Raw genomic sequence first — 21,531 nt, 5'->3', positions numbered from 1 at the left:
ACCGCTCACTCGTCCGGGTGAAGATCGGGGATAGTGCGCCACCGGGCGGGGCAGCCCTGCTGTGCCAACGAAGGGGCCGGTCCGGGGTCACGGATCGGTGACCTCCGGTCAGCCCAGGAACCCGGGGGGCGACTGCCGCCGTCCTGTACCGCGATGGAAGACTCCAGGGCGGCGAGCCGCCGCACCGAAGCCCGACCCGACACCATCCCATCGCGTACAGGGGGAAGCGCACCGATGCCATCGATCCACCGGTCAGCCCTCGCCGCCGCCCTGGTCACCGGAACGCTGCTGGCCGTCAGCGCCTGCGGACCGGACGGCCCGGCGGGCGGCGACAGGACCGTGGCGGCGCCGCCGCCCAGTACGCAGGCGAGCGCCACCCCCGGCGGCGTCATCGGCGGCATCACCCTGCCGTCCGGTCTGCCGACCAGCCTGCTGGAGGGCCTGCCGAAGAGCTGGGACGACCTGAAGAAGTGGAAGTTCGACGACTGGGACAAGTGGGCGTCCAAGCACGTCTTCAACAACCCGGTGGTGAAGGACTTCTGGAACCCGGACAAGATGGGCGACGCCAAGCCCGCCGACCCGGCCCCGCCCACCGCCAAGCCGGCCGCCGCCGACGGGGTGACCGACCCCGAGCCGCCGGTGGTCAAGGCCGTCCAGGTGCCCCGCCCGTACCTCAAGCAGCCCTCCGGGAAGGTGTTCTTCTCCGCCCAGGGCGGCCGGGGCAACTGCTCGGCGACGGTGATCGCCGACCCCCTGCACCCGGGCAAGAGCAACCTGGTCTGGACGGCGGCGCACTGCGTGCACGAGGGCAAGGGCGGCGACTTCTACAAGGACCTGGTGTTCGTCCCCGCCTACAACAACTCCGGTGCCTCCAGCGGCGGCAAGAAGGCCCCGCTGTCCGAGCTGGCCCCGCTCGGCACCTGGTGGGCCGACCAGGTCGTCACCTCCCCGCAGTGGATGGTCGAGGGCGGCCCGACCGGTGACGCCGCCAACCAGTACGACTTCGCCGTGATGCGCGTGCACAACCAGAACGACACCGGCAAGTCCCTGGAGGAGACGGTCGGTTCGGCCGTCCCGGTCTGGTTCGACGCGCCCCGCGACCAGCTCAAGGTCTCCGCCGCCGGCTACCCGCTGGTCAAGCCGTTCGACGGCCAGGAGCTCTACAAGTGCGACGGCGGCAAGCCCACCCGGCTGTCCTTCGACGCCAAGCGCCCGTCCATGCTGACCATCGGCTGCAACATGACCCAGGGCGCCAGCGGCGGCGGCTGGTTCGCCACCATGCCGGACGGGAGGACGGCGCTGGTCAGCAACACCTCGATCGGCACCCAGGAGCACACCTCGCTGAGCGGCCCGTACCTGGAGACGGTCGCCAAGCAGGCCCTGGACTGGATCTCCAGGAAGCAGTGACCGGCACCATCACGGGGGCACCTCAGCTTGCGCACCATCAGCACCACCCGAACCACCGGCGCCACCAGCAGCACCACTAGCACCAGGGGACGGCGGGCCGCCACGGCCGGCGCCGCGCTGCTCGCCGCCCTGACGCTCACCGCGGCCGCCTGCGGCCCGGACGGCCCCGGCGCCCCCGCCGCCCCGCCCGCGGCACTGCCCAAGGCCGCCCCGACCAGCCTGGGTGACCTCGGCGGCTGGAAGCTGGAGGACTGGGCCCGGTACGTCGCCGACAGCGGCTTCACCAACCAGACGGCCCCGGCCTACTGGACGACCGCCCGGATGGAGGCCGCCAAGGCCCGCCCCACCCCCGAGTACTCGCTGACCGCCCCCGCACCGGCCACCGTCCAGCGCGGCGCCCCGCCCGCCCCCGTCCCGGCCAAGGCACAGCCGCACCCGTACGGCCCGGACTCCGCCGTGGTCGGCAAGCTGCTGATGACCACGCCCCAGGGCGACGCGGTCTGCTCCGGCACGGTGGTCACCGACCCGCTCAACCCGGGCCGGAGCAACCTGGTCTACACCGCCGCGCACTGCCTGCACGACGGCAGGGGCGGCGGCTGGGTGAAGAACCTGGTCTTCGTGCCCGCCTTCAACCGGGACGGACAGGCTGGCAACCGGGACGGACAGGCGGGCAACCGGGACGGCCGGGCGGCCCGCGGCAAGCCATCCGGCGACCAGCAGGCCGCCCCGTACGGCCGCTGGACGGCGGTGCGCGCGCTGGTGTCGCCGACCTGGCTGCAGGAGGACGGCGTCGGCGCCCACGACCAGTACGACTACGGGATCGTCCGGGTGCGCGGCGAGTCCGGCTCCGGCCCGTCCCTGGAGGAGGCGGTCGGCGGGTCCGTGCCGGTCTGGTTCAACGCCCCGCGCGAGCAGGTCACCTCGGCCACCGCCTACGGCTACCCGGTCGAGCGGCCCTTCGACGGCATGGAGCTGCAGCGCTGCGACTCCGCGGCCGCGCCGGGCCTGCTCTCCTTCGACCGGGCCCGGCCGCCGATGTACGTGATCGGCTGCACCATGACCGGCGGCGCGGGCGGCGGCGGCTGGTTCATCACCAAGGACGGCAAGCCCAACCTGGTCAGCGTCAGCTCGGTCGGCAACCGCGCCCCGGCCGGCTACCTGGCCGGACCGTCGCTCCAGGACCAGGCGAAGCAGGCCTTCGACTACTTCGTCAAGAACGTGAAGTAGCCCCCGGACGCGAACGTCCGGGGGCTACCGGCGCAGAGCGGCGCAGACCGGTCAGCCCTGCAGGGCGACCGTGAAGTGCTCCAGCTCGGCGGCCAGCTCGGCCGGCACCTTGGCGTGCAGCAGCGTGCCGTCGGCGGTGTGCTCGGTGCCGAGCAGCTCGCCCTCCTTGTGCACCCGGGAGACCAGGGCGCCCTGGGTGTAGGGCACCAGGGCCCGCACCTCGACGGCGGGGCGCGGCAGCTCGTCGTCGATGAGCTTCAGCAGCTCCTCGATGCCGGCGCCGCTGCGGGCCGACACCACGATGGCGTGCGGCTCGCGGCGCAGCAGGCGCTGCAGCACGTGCGGGTCGGCGGCGTCCGCCTTGTTGATCACCACGATCTCCGGCACGTTCTGTGCGTCGACCGAGACGATGACCTCGCGGACGGCGGCCAGCTGGGTCTCCGGCTCGGGGTGCGAGCCGTCCACCACGTGCAGGATGAGGTCGGCGTCGGCGACCTCCTCCATGGTCGAGCGGAAGGCCTCGACCAGGTGGTGCGGCAGGTGCCGGACGAAGCCGACGGTGTCCGCCAGGGTGTAGAGCCGCCCGCTCGGGGTCTGGGCCCGGCGCACGGTCGGGTCCAGGGTGGCGAACAGCGCGTTCTCCACCAGCACGCCCGCGCCGGTGAGCCGGTTGAGCAGGGAGGACTTGCCGGCGTTGGTGTAACCGGCGATGGCCACGGACGGCACCTGGTGGCGCTTGCGCTCCTGGCGCTTGGTGTCGCGGCCCTTCTTCATGTCGGCGATCTCCTTGCGGAGCTTCGCCATCTTCTCGCGGATCCGGCGCCGGTCGGTCTCGATCTTGGTCTCACCGGGACCACGGGTGGCCATGCCGCCGCCCGAGGAGCCGGAGCCACCGCCACCCATCTGCCGGGACAGCGACTGACCCCAACCGCGCAGGCGCGGCAGCATGTACTGCATCTGCGCGAGCGAGACCTGCGCCTTGCCCTCCCGGGACTTGGCGTGCTGGGCGAAGATGTCCAGGATCAGGGCCGTCCGGTCGACGACCTTGACCTTGACCACGTCCTCCAGGTGGATCAGCTGGCCGGGGGTGAGCTCACCGTCGCAGACCACGGTGTCGGCGCCGGTGGCGGCGACGATGTCGCGCAGCTCCTGCGCCTTGCCGGAGCCGATGTAGGTGGCCGCGTCGGGCTTGTCCCGGCGCTGGATGACGCCGTCCAGGACCTCGGAGCCGGCCGTCTCGGCGAGCGCGGCGAGCTCGGCCATCGAGTTCTCCGCCTCCTCCAGGGTGCCGTCGGTCCAGACGCCGACGAGCACCACGCGCTCCAGGCGGAGCTGGCGGTACTCGACCTCGGTGACGTCCTGGAGTTCGGTGGAGAGGCCGGCGACCCGGCGCAGGGCTGCGCGCTCACTGCGGTCGTACTGGTCGCCGTCGTAGCTGTGGCCGAGGTCCTCGTCGATGGCCGCGTGGTCCTCGTCCATGAGGGCTTCCGCCCGCAGACCGTCGAGGCGGCGCGGGGCGTCGGCGTGGTCGCGGGTGTCGAACGTGGAGGTCATTCTGTCCTTTGGTCGCTGGGTGGCTTCGGCGAGGACCCCTGGATCTCACCCGGGCTCCTGTGCCCTGAGAACGCCGTGGACCGGCCGTGAATTCCCCACGATGGTCGCACGCCGGGCACGGGCCGGTCATCCCCATTTCCCCCGGAGTGCCGGGCCGGGCGCCCTTCCGGGGAGCGCGTCGCGCCCTCGCGGGTCCGCGTCCCCTCCGGGGCGTGCGGCCGGCTCACGTCGTACACCCCGGAGACCCTGAGCATCGCCCGCATCAGGGCCGGCAGCGCGCCCGGCTCGGGCAGCTCCACGGTGTAGGTGTGCCGGACCCGCAGCTCCTGCGGCGGCTCGACCTCGGCGGAGACGATGCCGACGCCCGCGGCGGAGATCGCCGCGGTGAGGTCGGCGAGCAGCCGGGGCCGGTTCAGCGCCTCGGCCCGCAGGGTCACCCGGTGCCCGGCCGCCGGGGCGCCCTCCTGCCGCCAGCGGACCTCCAGTTCGGCCCGCCCGTCCGCGCGCAGCCGCTGCCCGGCCGGGCAGGCGGTGCGGTGCACGGCCACCGCGCCGCCGCGGATCGGGTAGCCGGCCACCTCGTCCGGCGGGACGGGCGTGCAGCAGCGGGCCAGCCGCACCGGCGCCCCGGGCCGGCCGGCCACCGCCACCGGGGCGGCCCGGCGCTCGCCCGGCCGGTGCGCGGGCGGGGCGGGCTGGCCGGCCGCCGGGCCGGTGCTCACCACCGGCAGCCGGGCCGGGTGGTCGGCCAGCCAGCGCTCGATGGCCAGCCGGGCGGCCGGGGTGCGGGCGTGCGCCAGCCACTCCGGCGAGGGGCCGGACGGCTGCGCCCCGCCGCCGGCCGGGAGGCTCTCGGTGAGCACCGCGAGCACGTCCCCGTCCCGCAGCACGGTGGACAGCGCGGTGAGCCGGCCGTTGACCCGGGCGCCGATACATCGGTGGCCGGTCTCCTCGCCGAGCAGGTAGGCGGCGTCCACGCAGCTGGCCCCGGCCCTCAGCTGAAGCGTTTCGCCGTTCTCCGTCACCACGGTGATCTCGCGGTCCCCGGCCAGGTCGGCGGTGAGCGCGGACCAGAAGGCGTCCGGGTCGGGGGTCTCCTGCTGCCACTCCAGCAGCCGGCTGAGCCAGCCGGGCCGGGCCGGGTCGGTGCGGTCCAGCTCGTCGGCGTCCTGGGCCGGTCCGGCCGGGGACGGGTCGCCGAGCGCGACCACCCCGGTCTCGGCCACCTCGTGCATCCGCCGGGTCCGCACCAGCACCTCGACCACCGCGCCGCCGTCCAGCGCGACGGCGGTGTGCAGCGACTGGTAGAGGTTGAACTTGGGGGCGGCCACGAAGTCCTTGAACTCGCCGGGCAGCGGCGTCCAGCAGGTGTGCAGTTCGCCGAGCACCGCGTAGCAGTCGGCGTTCTCCTCGACCACCACCAGCAGCCGCCCGAAGTCGGCCGGCTGGGGCTCCTGCGGCAGCCCGTCCCGGCCCGGTGCGGCGGCCCGCTTGAGCAGCACCCGGTGCAGCGAGACGCAGTGCCGGGGCCGTACCGTCACCTCGGCGGCGACCCCGGTCTCGGCCAGCTGGCGGGCCAGTTGCCGGGCGAAGGGCTCCAGCAGGGCGTCCGGCTCGGCCTCGTGGCCGGCCATCAGGCCGCGGGTGCGGGCGTGCTCCTCGGGGTGCAGGGTGGCGAAGACGATGTCCTCCAGCTCCGCCTTGAGCACCTGGATGCCCAGCCGCTCGGCCAGCGGGATCAGCACGTCCCGGGTGACCTTGGCGATCCGCACCTGGCTGGCCGGCTTCATGTGCCGGATGGTGCGCATGTTGTGCAGCCGGTCGGCGAGCTTGATCACCATCACCCGGACGTCGTCCCCGGTGGCGACCAGCATCTTGCGGAAGGTCTCGGCCTCGGCGGCGGCGCCGAAGTCGACCTTCTCCAGTTTGGTCACCCCGTCGACCAGGTAGGCGACTTCGGGCCCGAACCCGGCGCTCACCTGGTCCAGCGTCAACTCGGTGTCCTCGACGGTGTCGTGGAGCAGCGAGGCGACCAAGGTGGTCGTCCCGGCGCCGAGTTGGGCCAGGATCATGGTGACGGCCAGGGGGTGGGTGATGTACGGCTCACCGCTCTTGCGCTTCTGGCCGCGGTGGCTGGCCTCGGCCAGCCGGTACGCCCGGGCCAGCAGGGCGAGGTCGGCCTGCGGATGGTGCCGTCGGTGCACCTGGACCAGCGGTTCCAGGGCGTCCGGCACCGGCGGCCGACCGGTGGCCAGCAGGGCGGCTCGCCCGGCCCGGCCGAGGGCGGCCCGGCCGAGTTCCCCGAGGGGCCTCCTGGCCCCGCCCTGCCGCGCGCTCGTCGGCTGCCCCGCGATGGGGGGCTGCCCGGCTTCGATGGTCATCGGCACCTCCGGCAACGTCGCCGGGTGCGGCCCCTCCCCGTGGGGTGACCCGGTGGTCCATGCTACCGAGCAGAGCACGTTCCGCGACGCCGTGATTCCCGTCCGCGACCGGTATCACCCGATCGGGGGGATTCGTCACCGTACGAATTGGGCAAACCGGGCCGCCGCTACCGGCTCAGCGACTCCCACCAGCGCGCGTCCAGCCGCCCCTCGGCCACGATGACCGCCGGCCCGGTCATCTCCACCCGGCCGTCCGGGTGCTCGGTGATGACCAGCCGACCGCCCAGCACGTCCACCGTGTACGAGACCGCCGCACCGGTGACCGCCGGGTCCACGCCGTCCCGGCGGATCGCCGCCACCGCGACGGCGCAGGCGCCGGTGCCGCAGGAGCGGGTCTCGCCGGAGCCGCGCTCGTGCACCCGCATCGCCACGTGCCGCGGGCCCCGGTCCACCACGAACTCGACGTTGACGCCCTCCGGGTAGGCGCCCTCGGGGCTGGTGAGCGGCGCGCTGAAGAGGTCCCCGGCGTGGTCCAGGCTCTCCACGAAGGCCACCGCGTGCGGGTTGCCCATGTTGACGTTCAGGGCGGGCCAGCGCCGCTCGCCGACGGCCACCTCGATGCCGTCCGGTCCGGGCAGCCGGGCCCGGCCCATGTCGATGGTGACCTCGCCGGGCGTGCCGTCCGCGGCGTCCTCGGCGACCTTCGCGGTGAGCACCCCGGAGCGGGTGGCGATCGCCAGCTCACCGGGCTTCGCCAGGCCGGCCTCGACCAGGAAGCGGGCGAACACCCGCAGGCCGTTGCCGCACATCTCGGCGATGCTGCCGTCGGAGTTGCGGTAGTCCATGAACCACTCGGCCCGGTCGGCCTGGCTCGCGGCGGCCGGGTCGGCGGCCGCCCGCACCACGCGCAGCAGCCCGTCGCCGCCGATGCCGGCCCGCCGGTCGCAGAGCGCGGCGACGGCCTCCGGGCCGATCTCCAGCACCCCGTCCGGGTCGGGCACGATCACGAAGTCGTTCTGGGTGCCGTGCCCCTTGAAGAAGGGGAGACCGGCCTGCTGAGGAGAGGATGCGCTCACCCCACCGATGGTACTGATGCCCGCCCGCTCGCCGCCGGGCGCTCCGACCCCACGGCTCGGGGCGGACGGCCCCGCGGCCGCCCGGGCCCGGGCGGCGTCCTCAGCGCAGGTAGGCGACCCGCCACACCGCGAGCGCGCAGGCGGCCAGCGCGATCAGGGTGTAGATCACGATGGCCTTCCAGCCGGCCCGCCGCCCGGAGCCCCGGCGCGGCAGCCCCGGCCACTTGTAGCCGGCGTGCCGGGCGGCCATCGCGCCCCAGCCGACCGAGGCGGCGGTGAACAGCAGCCCGAGCATCCCGACCATGGTGGCCCGCGCCCCGGCCGAGCCGAAGGCGAGCGGGAAGGCGAACATCAGCGAGCCGAGGGTGCCGAGCAGGGCGATCGGCAGGGTCTGCCACCAGCGGAGCCGGCGCAGCGGCCGGATCTCCCGCTCGTGCACCGCGGCGTTCGGCGGGGTGCGGGTGTCCAGTGCGGGCACCGCGGCCGCGTACGAGGTCGGTGCCTCCAGGCCGGTCAGCACGGGGAGGTCCCCCCTCGTCGACTCGTCGAACTCCTCGGCCGGTGCGGTGACGCTCCCGCTCTGGCCGGATTCGGGGCCGGTACCCGTCGACACACGGCCTCCCCTGACAGTTCGACACGAGCGGACTCGCGGCCGGGCACGGCCGACCCGCGCGGGCCGACCCTTATGGCATCGATGATGGCATGTCCAGAGGGGGCGTTCGGGGCCTGACCGGGGTCCTCGGGTGATCCGTGGCCATCACGTGATCGGGCCGTGACCCCCGGTTCGTCCTGCACGGTCGCCTGCGCGCGCAGGTGCACCGCCGAATTGGCCGGAACAGCACCTATGCGGCCGGAACTCCCTGACGGCCGATCAGTTCCAGGGAGCGTTCCAGCAGCTCGACGGGGTCGGTGCCGGCCGGTCGGGAGAGCCAGTGGATGCGGTCGTCCCGGCGGAACCAGGACTCCTGACGGCGGGCGAAGCGCCTGGTGGCCCGGACGGTCTCGGCCCGTGCCTCGTCCTCGGTGCACTCGCCGGCGAAGTGGTCCAGCACCTGCTGGTAGCCGAGCGCCCGGGAGGCGGTCCGGCCCTCCCGCAGCCCGACCCGCTCCAGCTCCCGCACCTCGTCCAGCAGCCCGGCCTCCCACATCCGGTCGACCCGCAGCGCGATCCGCTCGTCCAGCTCGGGGCGCGGCACGGCGACGCCGATCTGCACCGCCTCGTACACCGCGGTGTTGCTCGGCAGGTTGGCGGTGAACGGCTGCCCGGTGATCTCGATGACCTCCAGCGCCCGGACGATCCGCCGCCCGTTGCCGACCAGGATCGCCTCGGCGGCCGCGGGGTCCAGCTCGGCCAGCCGCCGGTGCAGCGCGTACGGGCCGCCCTGCTCCAGTTCGGCCTCCAGCCGGGCGCGCACCTGCGGGTCGGTGCCGGGGAACTCCATCTCGTCGATCGCGGCCCGGACGTACAGTCCGGAGCCGCCGACCAGGACGGGGGTGCGCCCGGCCGCGAGCAGCCGGTCGATCTCGGCCCGGGCCAGCCGCTGGTACTCGGCGACGCTGGCGGCCTCGGTGACGTCCCAGACGTCCATCAGGTGGTGCGGCACTCCCCCGCGCTCGGCCATGGTCAGCTTCGCGGTGCCGATGTCCATGCCCCGGTACAACTGCATCGAGTCGGTGTTGATCACCTCGCCGCCGAGGCTGCGGGCGATGGCGACGGCCAGGTCGGACTTTCCGGCGGCGGTCGCGCCGACGATGCTGATCACACGGGAGCTGCTCACCGCTCCAGTCTCCCAAACCACCGCCGCGGTCGGGGCCGGGCTGCCGCCCGCCGCCGACTGCGCGAGGATGTGACTGGTTCCCGGACGGTCTCCGGCCGTTTCCGCCCCGGCCCGGCTTTGCGAACTCTTTACCGGTCGGACGCGTTGTGCAGGAGACAGGGAAAGAAGGAGATCACCATGGGTCTGATGGACAACCTCAAGGGCAAGGCCGAGGAGCTCAAGGAGAAGGCCAGCGAGCTCGCGGGCAAGCACAGCGACCAGATCGAGCACATGGTCGACAAGGCCGGCGGCGCGATCGACAAGGCCACCAAGGGCAAGTACAGCGACAAGATCGAGCACGGCGCCGGCAAGGCCAAGGACGCGGTGGGCGACTTCGCCCACAAGCCGAAGCCGGAGGGCGGGGAGGGCGGGGAGGGCCAGGCCCCCCGGCCCCCGCAGCCGCAGTCGTAGTCGTAGCGGCGGTCAGCTCCAGGACGCCACGAAGTACCCGACCCCGTACGGCGCGTCCTGGTAGCCCAGCCGCCCGGTGAGGCCGGCGCCCTCGGCGGCGCCGGCCAGCACCTGCCAGGGCGCCCGGCCCTCGGCCTTCAGCTCGGCGGCCAGCGCCGGGTCCAGGGCGGCCAGGGCGGGCAGGTCGGCCGAGCCGAGGGCGGCGGCCACGGCGGCGTCGTAGCCCTCGGCCCGCTCGTCCAGGTAGCCGGGCGCCTTCAGCGAACGGCAGGCGCTGCCGTCGCCGAGCACCAGCAGGGCGACCCGGTCGGCGAGGCCGGCCAGGCCCTGGCCGAGGCCGAGCATCCGGTCGGCGGGGGCGTCGGCGGGCACCGCGCAGGCGTGCGTCGGCAGGGTCACGCCGGCGCGCTCCAGCAGCCAGGCGCCGACGGTCAGCGAGGGCGCCAGCTCCGGGCCCTCGACCCGCCCGCCGGGCAGCTTGGCGACCAGCGGCACCCCGTAGCGGTGGAAGGAGCCGGCCCCGCCCTCGGTCCACACCTCGGCCTCCGGCCCGGCGCCTACCGCCACGACCAGCTGCGGCCCGGCCGCGACCAGCGCCGCCAGAGCCTCGTCGCAGGCGGCGCGCAGCCCGTCCAGCTCGGGCGCGGCCCCGGCGGCGACCTCGGGGACGAGCAGCGGCGGACAAGGGCACACGGCGGCGGCTACCAGCATGCCGATCACTCTAGCCGGGAGCCGAACGGCCCGGCCGGAGCTCCAGAGCCGCTGTTCGCGCGCTCGCCTCCGGACCGCTCGTACCCGGTGCCGACGGTCGTCGCTCCGGCGCTCGTACCTCGCTGGTCGCTTCTCCCTTTCGGCACCGGAGCGCCCCTTCGGCTCGACGCCGGCCGGCCGGGCCGCCGTCACGGCACGCGGGTCAGTCGCCGCACGCGGGTCAGTCGCCGCAGCAGGCGCCGCCCGCCGGGGCGGCCAGCGGCAGCTGGGCCGGGGCGCCGATGCCGGGCAGGCCGAGCATGACGCCCGCCGGCTTGTCGGCCGGCTTGGCCTGGCGCTTCTCCCAGGCGTCGCCGGCCCGGGTGCGGCGCACCGCGAGGGCGGGGCCCTCGGCCAGCAGGTGGTGCGGGGCGGCGTAGGTGATCTCGACGGTCACCACGTCGCCGGGGCGCACCGGCTCCTCGGGCTTGGTGAAGTGCACCAGCCGGTTGTCGGGGGCGCGGCCGGAGAGGCGCTGGGTCTTGTCGTCCTTCTTGCCCTCGCCCTCGGCGACCAGGATCTCCAGGGTGCGGCCGACCTGCTTCTTGTTCTCGTCCCAGGAGATCTCCTCCTGGAGGGCGATCAGCCGGTCGTAGCGGGCCTGGACGACCTCCTTGGGCACCTGGTCCGCCATGTCCGCGGCGGGGGTGCCGGGGCGCTTGGAGTACTGGAAGGTGAAGGCGTTGGTGAAGCGGGCCTCGCGGACGACGTGCATCGTCTCCTCGAAGTCCTCCTCGGTCTCGCCGGGGAAGCCCACGATGATGTCGGTCGAGATGGCCGCGTCCGGCATCGCCTCGCGGACCTTGCGGATGATCCCGAGGAACCGGTCCTGCCGGTAGGAGCGGCGCATCGCCTTGAGGACGCGGTCCGAACCGGACTGCAGCGGCATGTGCAGCTGGTGCATCACGCTCGGGGTCTCGGCCATCGCGGCGATCACGTCGTCGGTGAAGTCCCGGGGGTGCGGCGAGGTGAAGCGGATCCGCTCCAGGCCCTCGATCTGCCCGGCCGCGCGCAGCAGCTTGGAGAAGGCCTCGCGGTCGCCCAGGTCGGAGCCGTAGGCGTTGACGTTCTGGCCGAGCAGGGTCACCTCGATGACGCCCTCGTCCACCAGCGCCTCGATCTCGGCGAGGACGTCGCCGGGGCGGCGGTCCTCCTCCTTGCCGCGCAGCGCGGGGACGATGCAGAAGGTGCAGGTGTTGTTGCAGCCGACCGAGATGGCGACCCAGGCCGCGTACGCGGACTCCCGGCGGGTGGGCAGCGTGGAGGGGAAGGTCTCCAGCGACTCCAGGATCTCGACCTGGGCCTTGCGCTCGACCGCGGCCCGCTCCAGCAGCGCCGGCAGGTGCCCGATGTTGTGGGTGCCGAACACCACGTCGACCCAGGGGGCGCGCTTGACGATGGACTCGCGGTCCTTCTGGGCCAGGCAGCCGCCGACGGCGATCTGCATGCCCCGGTGGCGGCTCTTGACCGGCGCGAGCTGTCCGAGGTTGCCGTACAGCTTGTTGTCGGCGTTCTCGCGCACCGCACAGGTGTTGAACACGACCAGGTCCGGGTCACCCTCGGGCCCGGCCTTGACGTACCCCGCGTCCTCCAGCAGGCCGGACAGCCGCTCGGAGTCGTGGACGTTCATCTGACAGCCGTGCGTGACGACCTTGTAGCTCTTCAATCCGCTCTCACCGCTCACCAGACCAGGGTACGGGCAGCCGCGAGCCGCCATTTCCCGGATCTTCGTCACGGCGGCTCCGGACTCCGGATCTTCGCCGGCGCCGTTCCGGATCTTCGTCACGGCGGCTCCGGAGCTTTCCACCCGCCGTTCCCCTCCCGTTCGGCGGGAGCGCCTGGCAGTATCCCTGCATATGACCCCCACCGATCCGTCACGTCTCGGCGCCGCCGTCCGCCGCGCGGCCCGCAGCCCGTTGTGGCGGACGGTGCTGGTGCTGGTGCTGCTGGTCGCCGGACTGGGCGGCTGGTGGCTGTCGGCGGCCCGCTCACCGGGGTACCCGCGCGGGGAGACCCGCTTCGCGACCGGTGTCCCGCGCGGGGTCTACGACCGGTACGGGCAGCTGCTGCAGAGCCACGTCTCGCAGACCATGCCGGGGGTGCGGCTGGCGCTGGACAGCTCCGAGGGCTCGGTGGACAACCTCGCCCGGGTGATCAGCGGCCAGGACACCTTCGCCATCGCCACCGCCGACGCGGTCGCCGACTACCAGGGGCCCGGCAAGGACCGGCTGCGGGCGATCGCCCGGCTGTACGACGACTACCTGCAGCTGATCGTCCCGGCGGATTCCACGGTGCGCCGCACCGCCGACCTCAAGGGCCTCCGGGTCGGCGTCGGCCTGCCGCAGTCCGGGGTGAACCTGGTGACCAGGCGGCTGCTGACCGCGGCCGGCCTGGACCCGGACCACGACATAACGCCGGTGCCGGGGGGCGTCAGCGACGGCTCCGACGAGCTGCGCGAGGGCAGGATAGACGCCTTCTTCTGGTCCGGCGGCCTGCCGACCAGCGCGCTCACCGACCTCTCCGACCGCATGCGGATCCGGATCGTCCCGCTGGCCGACCTCTCCGAGGCGCTGCACAAGGCGGAGGGCGGCGGCGTGGACGCCTACCGGGCGGCCACCATGCCCAAGGGCACCTACCCGAACGCCGAGCCCAAGGACGCCGTGGCCACCATGGCCGTGCCCAACCTGCTGGTCACCCGGGACGACGTGGACCCGGGGCTGGTCGAGGGCATGACCCGGGCGGTGATCGACAGCCGGGACCAGATCGGCGCCCAGGTGCACGCCGCCCAGCTGGTCGACCTGCGCACCGCCGTCTACACCGACCCGCTCCCGCTGCACGACGGCGCGGCGCGCTACTACCGCTCGGTGAAGCCCTGACTCGGTGAAGCCGTGACTCGGTGAGCCGTGACCCGGTGAAGCCCTGAGCCGCCCTGCCAGGGCTGCTACGGCCGCTCCGGCTGCTACGGCCGCTCCGGCCGCGGCACCGCCAGGGTCACCGCCAGCCCGGTCGGCTTGACCGGGGCGAAGCCGAGCGAGCCGCCGCCGGCCGTCAGCAGGGTGCGGGCGATCGACAGGCCCAGCCCGGAGCCGTCCACGTTCTGGTGCCGCGCACTGCGCCAGAACCGGTCCCCGGCCCGGGACAGCTCGTCCTCGGTCAGCCCCGGCCCGGCGTCGGTGACGGTCACCGCGACCTCGTCCCGGCGCACCGCGACCCGCAGCCGCACCTGGCTGCCGGCCGGGCCGAACTTGAGCGCGTTGTCCAGGACGGCGTCCAGCGCGGAGCCGAAGCCGATCGGGTCGGCCATGCCGATCGCCAGCGCCGGACCGTCCCAGCGCAGTTCGATCCCGCGCTGCTCGGCCACCGGCCGCCAGCCGTCCACCCGGGCGAGGGTCAGCTGGGCGAGGTCGGTCTGTTCGGGTTCCGGGCGGGCGTGCTCGGCGGTGGCCAGGCCGAGCAGGTCGTCCAGCACCCGGGCCAGCCGGGTGCCCTCCTCGCGGACGCCGCTGACCTCCTCCTCGTGGCCCTCGGGCAGCTCCAGGCCGAGCACCTCGACCCGCAGCAGCAGCGCCGAGAGCGGGTTGCGCAGCTGGTGCGAGGCGTCCGCGACGAAGGCCTTCTGCTGGTCCATGGCGTGCACCACGTGGTCCGCCATCTCGTTGAACGACCGTGCCAGCCGCTGGAGTTCGGGCGGTCCGCCGCCGGGGGCGACCCGCGCGGACATCTGCCCGGTGGCGATGTCGTGGGTGGCCCGGTCCAGGGTGCGCACCGGGCGCAGCACCCACTCGGTGAGCCGGACGGCCAGCAGCACGGCGACGGCCATCGCGGCCGCCTCACCGCCGGCCAGCACCAGCCACTTGTGCAGCACCCGGGCCCGCAGCGCCCCGGTCGGGGACTCGCTGAGCACCACCGCGACCACGTCGCCGTCGCGCACCACCGGGGCGGCGACGGTGATCGTCCGGTCCTCGGTCCACGGCCAGACCTGCGGCGGGTTGTGGCTGCGCCGCCCGTCGAGCGCCTCCTGGAAGGCCTGGGCACCCCAGCCGACGGCGGGCACCCGCCAGTCGTGCGGCGCGACCGCGATCGGCATGCCGTCGCGCTGGAAGATGCCCAGCCGCACGCCGTACAGGTCGTAGTAGCGCTGGACCTCGGCGTCGATCGCGTGCCGGCGGCTGAGGTCGCCCGGGGCGGGCTCCGGGTCGGCCTTGCGGGCGGAGTCCAGGGCGGCGGCGCCCGAGGTGGGCAGGTCCTGGGCGAAGCGGGCGGCGTCGTCGAGCCGGTCGACCACCACCCGGCTCTGCTCGGCCGCCGCGAACGCCGCCGCGAGCGGCAGCCCCAGAGCGGCCAGGACGCAGAGCATGAGGGCGATCAGGATGCCGAGCAGGCGGGTGCGCACGTGCGGTCAGTGCTCCGCGGGGGCGGACGGGGCCTGGTCGGCCGCGGGGGCGGACGGGGAGTCGGGGATCAGCCGGTAGCCGACGCCGCGCACGGCCTCGACCAGGCCCGGCAGCGCCAGCTTGTTGCGCAGCGAGCCGATGTGCACCTCCAGGGTGCGGCCGTTGCCCTCCCAGCCGCTGCGCCAGACCTCGCTGAAGATCTGCTCGCGGCGGTAGACCACGCCGGGGCTCTGGGCGAGCAGCGCCAGCAGGTCGAACTCCTTGCGGGTGAGCGGCACGTCGCGGCCGTCCACGCTGACCCGGCGGCGCTCCCGGTCGATCCGGATGCCCCGGGACTCCAGCGGGCCGCGCTGCTGCGGTACGGCGTCGGGCGCGGGCAGCGCCGCCGAGGACGGCTGGGCGCCGCGGCGGGCGACCGCGTGGATGCGGGCGAGCAGCTCGCCCATGTCGTACGGCTTGGTGACGTAGTCGTCGGCGCCCAGGTTGAGGCCGTGGATCCGGGAGCGGATGTCGGCGCGGGCGGTCACCATGATGACCGGCACCCCGCTGCCGGCCCGGATCCGGCTGCAGACCTCGAAGCCGTCGCGGTCGGGCAGCCCGAGGTCGAGCAGCACGACGCGGTACGGCTCGTTGCCGTCCGGCACCAGGGCGTCCAGCGCCTCGTGCCCGCTGCGGGCGTGCCGCACCTGGAAGCCGTGCCGGCCGAGCACCGCGACCAGGGCCGCGGCGACGCGTTCGTCGTCCTCGACGAGCAGCAGTCGCATCCTGTTCTCCTCCTTCCCCCACGTGATCACCGGGCCAGTTCGTGCGGGGCCCGGTCCTGCGCAGTATGGGCCAGCGGGCGGCCGGGCGCCAGGTTCGACCGCGTACCGGGCTCGTGGGGGACGCCCGGCGCCGGTGCGGATTCCCGCTGTGACATGCCCCGTCGACACACTCGCGAACAGTACGTACGGATCGCGTGGCCGTTTCGTGATCCTCAAGTTCCGCTCAGATCGGCTGACGGGGCACCGTCAGCGCTCCTATGGTCGGCCCACCGGGGGCTGCGGCTCCGCCGGTCGCGGCTCCCGGATACGTACCACCTTTGCCGCCCAAGGGAGTTGGGACTCCTCCGGCAGGCAGGAACCGACTCAGTTCGACACAAAGGGAGCAAGGCGCGATGTCCGAGAAGCCGGTCGAGGACTCCACCCCCGCAGCCGCCCCGCTGGTCGTGCTGAACAAGGTCAACAAGCACTACGGCGCGCTGCACGTGCTGCAGGACATCGACCTGGAGATCAGCCAGGGCGAGGTCGTGGTGCTGATCGGCCCGTCCGGGTCGGGCAAGTCCACGCTCTGCCGCACGATCAACCGGCTGGAGTCCATCGACTCCGGCACGATCACGCTGTCCGGCCGCCCGCTGCCCGCCGAGGGCCGGGAGCTGGCCAAGCTGCGCGCCGAGGTCGGCATGGTGTTCCAGAGCTTCAACCTGTTCGCGCACAAGACCGTGCTGGAGAACGTCGTTCTCGCCCAGGTCAAGGTGCGCAAGGTGGTCCGCTCGCACGCCGTGAAGACCGCCCGCGAACTGCTGGAGCGGGTCGGCGTCGGGGCGCAGGCGGACAAGTACCCGGCCCAGCTCTCCGGCGGCCAGCAGCAGCGCGTGGCGATCGCCCGGGCGCTGGCGATGAAGCCGAAGGTGATGCTCTTCGACGAGCCGACCTCGGCCCTCGACCCGGAGATGGTCAACGAGGTGCTGGAGGTCATGCGCCAACTGGCCGCCGACGGCATGACGATGGTCGTGGTCACCCACGAGATGGGCTTCGCCCGCTCCGCCGCCAACCGGGTGCTGTTCATGGCCGACGGGAAGATCGTCGAGCAGAACACCCCGGACGCCTTCTTCACCGCGCCGCGCTCCGACCGCGCCAAGGACTTCCTCTCGAAGATCCTGCACCACTGACCCTTCGAGACCACGCGGGGCCGCGGCCGGCAACGGCGCCGACCGGCCCCGCCCGTGCACGACTTCCAGACGCCAGAGCCCGGTTGACGCCGCGGCCCAGCCCCAGGAGAACAACCCTCATGAGGACTTCCCGCACCCTCGCCGTGGCCCTCTGTGCCGTCGCGCTCACCGCCACCGCCGCCTGCGGCAAGGACGGCACGCCCGCCTCCTCCAACGCGGCGAGCGCCAGCAACGCCCCGGCGCTGCCGACCTACACGGTCAAGACCGACGTCAAGGTCGACTCCCCGGTCATCGCCGAGGCCAAGAAGCGCGGCCAGCTGATCATCGGTGCGAAGGCCGACCAGCCGAACCTCGGCTGGGAGGACGTCGCCAGCGGCGACCGCAGCGGCTTCGACATCGAGGTCGCCAAGATGGTCGCCGCCGACCTCGGCTTCACCCCGCAGCAGATCAAGTGGCAGACGCTGGTCTCCTCGCAGCGCGAGCCGGCCATCGCCAAGGGCCAGATCGACTTCTACGTCGGCACCTACAGCATCAACGACGAGCGCAAGAAGACGGTCTCCTTCGCCGGCCCGTACTACATCGCCGGCCAGGACTTCCTGGTGAAGAGCGACAACACCTCGATCACCGGCCCGGAGAGCATCAGCGGCAAGAACATCTGCACCGCCACCGGCTCGACCTCGATCCAGAACATCAAGCAGTACAACCCGAAGATCACCCAGTTCGACACCTACTCGGCCTGCGTCGAGAAGCTGATGTCGGGCGAGGTCGACGCGGTCACCACCGACGACGCGATCCTCAAGGGCTACGCCTCCAAGTACTCCCCCAAGCTCAAGGTGGTCGGCAAGCCGTTCACCAAGGAGAACTACGGCGTCGGCCTCAACAAGGACGACAAGGCGCTGCGCGACGCGATCAGCGACGCCCTCAAGGCCCACGAGGACAACGGCGACTGGAAGAAGGCCTACGACGCGACCCTGGGCGCGTCCGGCTCGGCCGCCCCGGCGATCCCGACCCTCGACCGCTACTGATCCGGCCGCCGTACCCGACCACCCGTTCTGACCATCTGTGAGAGGAGGGCCGCCGGATGGGGTTCCTGTTCGAGCAGGACAACTTCGCGTTGTTCCGCGACGGCTTCCTGCAGACGATCGAGCTGAGCGCGCTCAGCGCCCTGCTCGCCCTGCTGCTGGGCACCCTGCTGGCGGCCTTCCGGGTCTCCCCGGTGCCGGTCCTGCGCGCCTTCGGCACCACCTGGGTGACGCTGTTCCGCAACACCCCGCTGACCCTGCTGTTCTTCGCCGTCACCTTCGGCCTGCCGCCGCTCGGCGTGCACTTCAGCCACCTCGCCTTCGCGGTGCTGGCGCTCGGCGGGTACACCGCCTCGTTCGTCTGCGAGGTGATCCGCTCCGGCATCAACACCGTGCCGCTCGGCCAGGCGGAGGCGGCCCGCAGCCTCGGCATGAACTTCTTCCAGACCCTCACCCTGGTCGTCCTGCCGCAGGCCACCCGTACCGTGCTGGCCCCGATGAGCAGCGTGTTCATCGCGCTGCCGAGGAACTCGGCGATCGCCGGCGCGTTCAGCGTCGGCGAGCTGTACAGCTCCCAGCAGACCTTCTCCGAGCGCGGCTACTCGATCTTCTCGATCTTCTTCTGGGTGGCCTGCGCCTACCTGCTGATCAGCGCGACGGTCGCCTCGTTCTTCCGCTTCCTGGAATCCCGACTGGCGGTGGCCCGATGAGTTTCTTCCAGCGCCAGGCCTCGGCCAGTGTCCTCTACGACACCCCCGGCCCCCGGGCCCGCTCCCGCTACCGCCTCTTCGGCGTCCTCTCGCTGATCGGCATCGCGGGCCTGCTCTGGTACGTCGTCTCCGCGCTCGCCGACAACGGCCAGTTCGACGCCGACCTGTGGGACCCGTTCCAGTACACCTTCGTCCAGCAGATGATCGTGGACGGCCTGCTGGCCACCCTGAAGGCCTTCGGCCTGGCCGCGGCCTTCTCGCTCACCCTGGGCGCGCTGCTGGCCGCCGGGCAGCTGTCCGACCACCGGCCGGTCCGCTGGGTCTGCACCTCGGTCGTCCAGTTCTTCCGGGCGATGCCGCTGCTGATCCTGATCGTCGCGCTCTACTACGCGTTCTTCGCCAAGGACCCGATGTGGGCGCTGGTGCTCGGCCTCACCCTCTACAACGGCGCCGTCCAGGCCGAGATCATCCGCAGCGGCGTCAACGCCGTCCCGCGCGGCCAGGGCGAGGCGGCGTACGCCCTCGGGATGCGCAAGACCCAGGTGATGTCCGGCATCCTGGTGCCGCAGGCCGTCCGCTCGATGCTGCCGACGATGATCGGCCAGCTGGTGGTCACCCTCAAGGACACCTCGCTGGGCTTCATCATCACGTACAACGAGCTGCTGTTCATGGGCAAGAAGATCGCCAGCCAGCCGATGAACGCCGCGGGCTTCCCCTACATCCCCGTGGTCCTGGTGATCGCGCCCATCTACATCGTCCTGTGCCTCCTGCTGACCGCGCTCGCGCGGTGGATCGAAGCACGCGGCCGTCGCGGCGCGAACCGGCGCACTTCACCTGCTGCTTGACGGACACCCAGGCGAACTGTTGCATTGCTCTTCGTGACACCTCCCGGGAGCATCCACGCGGCATATGCGGCAGCGGTAACTGACGCCGGCCCATGGGCCGGTTCGTGCCCGGAGGTCACCGCATGGATCCGGTGATCGTGGTCGGGGCCGGACCGGTCGGTCTGGCCCTGGCCCTCGCGCTGGCCCGGCACGAGGTGCCGACCGTCGTCCTGGACGAGGGCTCCGGGCTCTGCCCGGAGGGCCCCCGCAGCGTCGTCCTCGGCGCCGACTCCACCGCCTTCCTGACCCGGATCGGCTACTCCCGGGCCGTCTCCGACTCGGCGCTGTGGGACTCCTTCGCCGTCTGGCGGCGCCGCCAGGAGGTGCTGCGGATCGACCTCACCGACTCCCCCACCTTCCACCTCCCCCAGCACCGCCTCCAGCGCGGCCTGCGGGACGCCCTGACCGGCACCCCGCTGGTCCGGCTGGTCCCGCTGAACCGGGTCGTCGAGCTCGAACAGGACCGCGACGGGGTCAGCGTCCGCACCCACGGCACCCAGGACGGCTCCACCACCTGGTGGCGCGGCAGCCACCTGGTCGGCTGCGACGGCGCCCGGTCCACCGTCCGCAAGCTGCTGAAGATCCGCTTCCCCGGCCGCCCCGCCGTCGACCGCAACGCCATCGCCACCGTCCGGGTCGACCTCCCCTTCGACGGCGCCCGGCTGCACCGCGAGCCCCCCTGGCGCGGCGACCGCGAGGCCTCCGCCCGTCCGCTCCCGGACGGCGTCTGGCGGCTCGACTGGCGGCTGCCCCCGGGCCGGCCCGACCCCGCCGAACAGGTCGACCCGCACGCCACCTGGCCCGGCATCGTCACCGGCGACACCCTGCTCACCCGGGTCACCGCCACCCTCACCGGCTGGTGCGGCGAACTCCCCCGCTACGAACTGCTCGCCGCCGCCGACCACACCGCCCAGCAGCGCCTCGCCGCCCGCTTCCGCAGCGGCCGCTGCTTCCTGGCCGGCGACGCCGCCCACCTGCACGGCGCCCTCGGCATGCAGAACCTCGCCGACGGGCTGCGCGACGCCGACAACCTCGCCTGGCGGCTCTCCCTCGCCTGGCACCTCCACTCCGGCGGCCCCCAGCCCGGCGGCTCGCTGCTGGACGGCTACGAGGCCGAGCGGCGCGGCGCGGTCGGCGCCCGGCTGCGCGCCGTCGACCAGTCCATGCCGCTGCTGCGCCCGCTGCGCGGCTGGCAGCAGACCCGCCGCTCACTGCTGGTCGGCGGCTTCCGCAAGCACGCCCCGCTGCTCGCCGACGGGCAGCTCGGCACCGGCCGCTTCGGCGGGGCGCCCGCCTACCCGGCGGCGCCCTCCGGCGTCCCCGGCCGGGTGCCGGTCCAGCGCGGCGCGCGCGGCGCCACCTCGCTCAGCGAACTGCTGCCCGCCACCGCCCCCGGGGTGCTCGTCCCGGACCTGCCGGTGCTCACCTCCGACGGCACCCCGGACCACCTGCACGCCCGGCTCGGCGCCACCTTCCTGCTGCTGCTGGTCGCTCCCGGCACCGCCGTGTGGTCCGCCGAGCACTGGCTGGGCGCCGGGCTGATGCCCCGGCTCGGCGAGGTGGCCGCCGCGCTGCCGGTACCGGCCGAGGTGCTGGTCACCGAGGAGTACCCGGGCGCCGGGCCGCACACCGTGCTGCTGATCCGGCCGGACGGGCACCTGGTCGGCGTCACCCAGGGCGCCGCCGCCGAGGACCTCCTGATCCTCGCCGACCGCGCCCGCGGCGGCCCGGCCCCGCTCACCGGCCCGGCCGAACCCGAGCCCGAGGCGGCCCCGGAACCCGAACCCCAGCAGGTCGACTCGGCGAGCCAGGCCTAAGGCGTGTCTGACAATTCCCGCCGCGCGCTGATCCGACGCGAATTGTCAGACACGCCCTAGGGCGCGTATTCGGTCGTGATCAAGGTGTGGTCCGGGTGAGGTCTTTGATCCAGATCATCGCGCCGCAGAGGTGGAGGCCGGCGAGGTAGCT

General features: G+C 73.4%; 18 protein-coding genes. 9 read left to right on the top strand and 9 right to left on the bottom strand.

Annotated elements, in window-relative coordinates; genetic code table 11:
• Window positions 1–234 precede the first annotated feature (234 nt).
• Both ACZ47G_RS33945 and ACZ47G_RS33940 read left to right on the top strand, forming a co-directional pair.
• Entirely contained in the window at window positions 235–1,407 is a 1,173-nt protein-coding gene (locus tag ACZ47G_RS33945; RefSeq protein WP_465749406.1) for a trypsin-like serine peptidase, read from the top strand.
• 27 nt (window positions 1,408–1,434) lie between these two features.
• Window positions 1,435–2,634 carry a trypsin-like serine peptidase gene (locus ACZ47G_RS33940; protein WP_465749404.1) on the top strand — a complete coding sequence of 400 codons (1,200 nt, stop codon included), beginning with the start codon at window positions 1,435–1,437 and terminating at the stop codon, window positions 2,632–2,634.
• Between the two features lie 51 nt (window positions 2,635–2,685).
• Here the strand turns inward: ACZ47G_RS33940 and hflX are convergent, their stop codons facing one another.
• The 5 genes from hflX to miaA form a co-directional block, all read right to left on the bottom strand.
• A complete protein-coding gene (gene hflX / locus ACZ47G_RS33935) occupies window positions 2,686–4,188 on the bottom strand; it encodes a GTPase HflX (protein WP_380454814.1) in 1,503 nt (500 codons plus the stop codon).
• Window positions 4,185–6,569, bottom strand: coding sequence for a RelA/SpoT family protein (locus tag ACZ47G_RS33930; protein ID WP_465749401.1), 2,385 nt, complete (start codon window positions 6,567–6,569; stop codon window positions 4,185–4,187). The genes hflX and ACZ47G_RS33930 overlap by 4 nt, the downstream gene beginning before the upstream one ends.
• A 167-nt stretch (window positions 6,570–6,736) precedes the next feature.
• On the bottom strand, window positions 6,737–7,645 hold the full coding sequence (gene dapF / locus ACZ47G_RS33925; RefSeq protein ID WP_465749399.1) for a diaminopimelate epimerase: 909 nt from the start codon (window positions 7,643–7,645) through the stop codon (window positions 6,737–6,739).
• 100 nt (window positions 7,646–7,745) lie between these two features.
• Complete coding sequence (locus tag ACZ47G_RS33920) at window positions 7,746–8,258, bottom strand: hypothetical protein (protein WP_465749397.1); 513 nt, start codon at window positions 8,256–8,258, stop codon at window positions 7,746–7,748.
• 229 nt (window positions 8,259–8,487) lie between these two features.
• Window positions 8,488–9,423 (bottom strand): tRNA (adenosine(37)-N6)-dimethylallyltransferase MiaA, encoded by a 936-nt coding sequence (miaA, locus tag ACZ47G_RS33915; protein WP_465749395.1) that lies wholly within the window; start codon window positions 9,421–9,423, stop codon window positions 8,488–8,490.
• 177 nt (window positions 9,424–9,600) lie between these two features.
• Here miaA and ACZ47G_RS33910 point away from each other — a divergent pair, with 177 nt between their 5' ends.
• Entirely contained in the window at window positions 9,601–9,873 is a 273-nt protein-coding gene (locus ACZ47G_RS33910; protein WP_465749393.1) for an antitoxin, read from the top strand.
• A gap of 12 nt (window positions 9,874–9,885) precedes the next feature.
• On the opposite strand, the gene ACZ47G_RS33905 is transcribed toward ACZ47G_RS33910, so the two are convergent.
• Window positions 9,886–10,584 (bottom strand): class III extradiol dioxygenase subunit B-like domain-containing protein, encoded by a 699-nt coding sequence (locus tag ACZ47G_RS33905; protein ID WP_465749391.1) that lies wholly within the window; start codon window positions 10,582–10,584, stop codon window positions 9,886–9,888.
• Window positions 10,585–10,804: 220 nt separating this feature from the next.
• On the bottom strand, window positions 10,805–12,307 hold the full coding sequence (gene miaB, locus ACZ47G_RS33900; RefSeq protein WP_465749389.1) for a tRNA (N6-isopentenyl adenosine(37)-C2)-methylthiotransferase MiaB: 1,503 nt from the start codon (window positions 12,305–12,307) through the stop codon (window positions 10,805–10,807).
• Between the two features lie 172 nt (window positions 12,308–12,479).
• Here miaB and ACZ47G_RS33895 point away from each other — a divergent pair, with 172 nt between their 5' ends.
• Entirely contained in the window at window positions 12,480–13,499 is a 1,020-nt protein-coding gene (locus tag ACZ47G_RS33895; protein WP_465749387.1) for a TAXI family TRAP transporter solute-binding subunit, read from the top strand.
• An 83-nt stretch (window positions 13,500–13,582) separates the two neighbouring features.
• Here the strand turns inward: ACZ47G_RS33895 and ACZ47G_RS33890 are convergent, their stop codons facing one another.
• Both ACZ47G_RS33890 and ACZ47G_RS33885 read right to left on the bottom strand, forming a co-directional pair.
• A complete protein-coding gene (locus tag ACZ47G_RS33890) occupies window positions 13,583–15,016 on the bottom strand; it encodes a sensor histidine kinase (RefSeq protein WP_465749385.1) in 1,434 nt (477 codons plus the stop codon).
• A gap of 6 nt (window positions 15,017–15,022) precedes the next feature.
• Window positions 15,023–15,781, bottom strand: coding sequence for a response regulator transcription factor (locus ACZ47G_RS33885; RefSeq protein WP_465749383.1), 759 nt, complete (start codon window positions 15,779–15,781; stop codon window positions 15,023–15,025).
• A 392-nt stretch (window positions 15,782–16,173) separates the two neighbouring features.
• On the opposite strand from ACZ47G_RS33885, the gene ACZ47G_RS33880 reads away from it, so the two are divergent.
• From ACZ47G_RS33880 to ACZ47G_RS33860, 5 genes are all read left to right on the top strand, one after another.
• Window positions 16,174–16,947, top strand: coding sequence for an amino acid ABC transporter ATP-binding protein (locus tag ACZ47G_RS33880; protein WP_465749381.1), 774 nt, complete (start codon window positions 16,174–16,176; stop codon window positions 16,945–16,947).
• 119 nt (window positions 16,948–17,066) lie between these two features.
• Window positions 17,067–17,972 carry a glutamate ABC transporter substrate-binding protein gene (locus tag ACZ47G_RS33875; RefSeq protein WP_465749379.1) on the top strand — a complete coding sequence of 302 codons (906 nt, stop codon included), beginning with the start codon at window positions 17,067–17,069 and terminating at the stop codon, window positions 17,970–17,972.
• Window positions 17,973–18,028: 56 nt separating this feature from the next.
• Entirely contained in the window at window positions 18,029–18,679 is a 651-nt protein-coding gene (locus ACZ47G_RS33870; RefSeq protein WP_465749377.1) for an amino acid ABC transporter permease, read from the top strand.
• The gene (locus tag ACZ47G_RS33865) at window positions 18,676–19,524 is read left to right on the top strand and encodes an amino acid ABC transporter permease (RefSeq protein ID WP_465749375.1); all 849 of its coding nucleotides are present in this window, start codon (window positions 18,676–18,678) and stop codon (window positions 19,522–19,524) included. The genes ACZ47G_RS33870 and ACZ47G_RS33865 overlap by 4 nt, the downstream gene beginning before the upstream one ends.
• Before the next feature lie 122 nt (window positions 19,525–19,646).
• Window positions 19,647–21,380 (top strand): FAD-dependent monooxygenase, encoded by a 1,734-nt coding sequence (locus ACZ47G_RS33860; RefSeq protein ID WP_465749373.1) that lies wholly within the window; start codon window positions 19,647–19,649, stop codon window positions 21,378–21,380.
• Window positions 21,381–21,531 lie beyond the last annotated feature (151 nt).

This window comes from Kitasatospora sp. NPDC030952 (genome assembly GCF_055571335.1).
The sequence above is the reverse complement of the archived record's forward strand: the minus strand, read 5'-3'. Positions and strand labels throughout refer to the sequence as shown.

What these genes read in the sequence shown, in the direction of transcription:
- ACZ47G_RS33910 (WP_465749393.1), top strand. Translation starts at nt 9,601, where the DNA reads ATGGGTCTGATGGACAACCTCAAGGGCAAGGCCGAGGAGCTCAAGGAG.
- ACZ47G_RS33875 (WP_465749379.1), top strand. Translation starts at nt 17,067, where the DNA reads ATGAGGACTTCCCGCACCCTCGCCGTGGCCCTCTGTGCCGTCGCGCTC.
- ACZ47G_RS33905 (WP_465749391.1), bottom strand. Translation starts at nt 10,584, where the DNA reads ATGCTGGTAGCCGCCGCCGTGTGCCCTTGTCCGCCGCTGCTCGTCCCC.
- hflX (WP_380454814.1), bottom strand. Translation starts at nt 4,188, where the DNA reads ATGACCTCCACGTTCGACACCCGCGACCACGCCGACGCCCCGCGCCGC.
- ACZ47G_RS33870 (WP_465749377.1), top strand. Translation starts at nt 18,029, where the DNA reads ATGGGGTTCCTGTTCGAGCAGGACAACTTCGCGTTGTTCCGCGACGGC.
- ACZ47G_RS33885 (WP_465749383.1), bottom strand. Translation starts at nt 15,781, where the DNA reads ATGCGACTGCTGCTCGTCGAGGACGACGAACGCGTCGCCGCGGCCCTG.
- ACZ47G_RS33930 (WP_465749401.1), bottom strand. Translation starts at nt 6,569, where the DNA reads ATGACCATCGAAGCCGGGCAGCCCCCCATCGCGGGGCAGCCGACGAGC.
- ACZ47G_RS33865 (WP_465749375.1), top strand. Translation starts at nt 18,676, where the DNA reads ATGAGTTTCTTCCAGCGCCAGGCCTCGGCCAGTGTCCTCTACGACACC.
- ACZ47G_RS33880 (WP_465749381.1), top strand. Translation starts at nt 16,174, where the DNA reads ATGTCCGAGAAGCCGGTCGAGGACTCCACCCCCGCAGCCGCCCCGCTG.
- ACZ47G_RS33895 (WP_465749387.1), top strand. Translation starts at nt 12,480, where the DNA reads ATGACCCCCACCGATCCGTCACGTCTCGGCGCCGCCGTCCGCCGCGCG.
- ACZ47G_RS33945 (WP_465749406.1), top strand. Translation starts at nt 235, where the DNA reads ATGCCATCGATCCACCGGTCAGCCCTCGCCGCCGCCCTGGTCACCGGA.
- ACZ47G_RS33860 (WP_465749373.1), top strand. Translation starts at nt 19,647, where the DNA reads ATGGATCCGGTGATCGTGGTCGGGGCCGGACCGGTCGGTCTGGCCCTG.